Source organism: Streptomyces sp. WELS2, from assembly GCF_013870595.1.
Taxonomy (GTDB): domain Bacteria; phylum Actinomycetota; class Actinomycetes; order Streptomycetales; family Streptomycetaceae; genus Streptomyces.
Genome location: NZ_JACBWZ010000813.1, coordinates 1 through 2730, shown reverse-complemented (window position 1 = coordinate 2730; position 2730 = coordinate 1). Strand labels below are relative to the sequence as shown.

The 2730-nt window shown below is 70.3% G+C and carries 1 protein-coding gene; it reads right to left on the bottom strand.

Annotation, left to right across the window (positions count from 1 at the left end; genetic code table 11):
• Positions 1–106: 106 nt before the first annotated feature.
• Positions 107–2730 (bottom strand): M28 family peptidase (locus H5J33_RS30205; protein ID WP_181797967.1); only part of this gene is annotated, 2624 nt, incomplete at its 5' end.

The following is a 2730-nucleotide window of genomic DNA, read 5'->3' as shown; positions in this document are numbered from 1 at the left end:
CATACCTGGCGGCCGCGCGTGGCGGAGCCCCGGCCGGTCCCGTCCCACGGGGACCGGCCGGGGCCGGGGTGTGCGGTCGTACGGGCGAGTCCTGCCGTGGGCTACCTCAGACGCGCTGCCACAGGGCGGGCACGTTCGGCGGCTCCCAGCCCGGGTAGGCGGTGTGGCCCTGGATGCACCGGTAGCTGACGCCGTCGTAGGTCACGACATCACCGGCAGCGTAGGTGGCGCCCACCTGCCAGGTGGTGTCACCGCCGCCACCGCCGGGCACGGTGAGGGTGTAGGTGGTGGTGTGGGCGGCCCCGCCCGTTCCCGTGATGGTGAGGGTGTATGTGCCGCTCGGCGTCCCGGCGGCGACCTGCACGGTGGCGGTCGAGGACTGGCCGGAGGTCACCGAGGACGGGCTGAACGACACGCTCACACCCTCCGGGGCGCCGGACGCCGACAGCCTCACGGTCTGGGCGTTTCCGCTGGTGGTCGCGGTGGATATGGTGACCGTGGCGGACGAGCCCGGTGAGACGGTGCCGGCGGCCGGGTTGGCGGAGATCGAGAAGTCGTCGGCCGGCGCGGGCGCGTCACCGACGGCCGTCTTCCAGATCGTGTACGCGATCCCGTCCGCGCTGCGGTTCAGCGCGGTGGCGTTGATGTTGCCGGTGGTGTCACAGGCGGAGTGGTAGCACGAGTCGTAGGCGCGGCCCGCGGTGCCGCCCCACTTGGCGGCCTCGGCGGCGGACTTCACCGCCGAGGCGCCGGTGGCGTAGCCGGAGGTGGGGATGCCTGCCTGCTGGAAGGAGTAGTCGTCGGAGCGGCCCTGGCCCTCGACGTTCTCCTGCGGGGCCAGGCCCAGGGAGTCCCAGTAGGCCTTCATCGGTGCCGCGGCGGTCGAGTTCAGGTTGTTGACGAAGTAACCCGCGTTGGTCGAGGCGACCATGTCGAAGTTGTAGTACGCCTTGATCCGGGCGCGTTCGGTCGTGGAGAGCGAACGGGCGTAGAAGCCGGAGCCGTTCAGGCCCTGCTCCTCGTCGGTCCACCAGGCGAAGCGGACCCGGTTCTTCATGGCCGGGTTGGACTGCGCCAGGGTCAGCGCGTTCTCCAGGAGCGCGGCGGAGCCGGAGCCGTTGTCGTTGATGCCGGGCCCGGCGGACACGCTGTCGAGGTGTGCGCCGAACATGTAGACGTTGTTCGCGTCGCCCTGCGGCCACTCGGCGATCAGGTTGTTGCCCGCTCCCGCGGTGCAGCCGGAGGTGCAGCTCTGCTCGGTGACCGTGTAACCGGCCGCCTGGAGGCGGTCCTTGACGTAGGCGAGCGAGGCCCGGTAACCGGCCGTGGTGGAGCGGCGGTTGCCGCCGTTCTGCGAGGCGATGGTGTTCAGCTGGGTCAGGTGCGCCTGGACCTTGGCCACGTCGACGTCCGGCGGGGTGGACGGGTTGCCGCCGCCACCGCCCACCCGCAGCGTGTACTGGGCGGTGTGGGTCCTGGTGCCGGCGGTACCCGTGACCGTGAGCTGGTAGGTTCCGGCGGCCGTGGCCGACGAGGTGGAGACCGTCATCGTGGAGCTGTTGCCGGAGGTGACCGTCGCCGGGCTGAAGGAGACGTTCACCCCGGCCGGCGCGCCGGAGGCGGTCAGCGAGACCTGCTGGGCGCCGCCGGAGACGGTGCTGGTGCTGACGGTGGCGCGCGCCGAGGAGCCCGCGTCGACGTCACCCGAGGTGGGGCCGAGTGCCAGCGAGAAGTCGGTCTGTTCCCCGGTGCAGGTCGGGTCGCCGGTCTGCGCGGGCACGCTGATCGCGTCCCAGGCGGCCTTGGTGGAGTTGAACAGGGAGCAACCGGCGTCGAGGTTCTTCGCCGTGGTGAGTGTGGCGGTCCGGTAGCGCTTGTACGTCATGCCGCTGGTCTTGAGCAGCATGGCCCCGTAGAACACCTTGCCCGCGTTCTGGATGCCGACGCCGGTGACGGTGGAGTTGTTGCAGGTGGGGCTGGAGGGCTTTCCGCCACCGGGGTTGGAGCCCTCGGCCAGCAGGTAGAACCAGTGGTTGAGCGGGCCGGCCGCCGCGTGTTCCTCGGTCTGCGGTATCGACGCGGAGTAGCAGTTGGGGTCGTTGCCGACCTGGCCGGGGTTGTACATGTTGCGGATCGGGCCGCGGCCCTGGAGGTTGATCATCTCGCCGACGGTGTAGTCGGGAGTGTCGTACGGCGCCGGCTCGTTGGCGTACGCCTCGGTCAGGGCGCCCATGATGTCGCCGGTCGCCTCGCCCAGTCCGCTCTCGTGGTTGGCCCCGCCGGGGGTGAAGGAGTCCAGGCCGTGCCCGAACTCGTGTCCCACCACGTCGATCCCGGCGATCCACTCGTTCGCGCTGTTGTGACCGATGGTGATGGTGGAGCCGTCCCAGTACGCGTTCAGCTCGTTGAGGCCGACGCGGACCGGCCAGCTGCCGCCGTTGCCGTCATGCCCGTTGCGGCCGAGCCAGTTCTTGAGCATGTCCGATTCCTTCTGCGCGGCGAACATCGCGTCCACGCAGCCGGTTTCCTTGCTCGTGGGGTTGCCGGTGCCCCAGTTGTCGGTCGCCTTGGTGAACAGACCGCCGCTGTAGTCCGAACACTGCAGTCCGGGCCGGGTGGTGTCGCGCAGCACGTAGGAGGAGCCCGAGCGGGAGGTGTCGATGGTCAGCGGGTTGGGGCCGTTCCACTTGCTGGTGCCGCTGCCCGCCCGTACGTCGTCGTAGGTGTCGA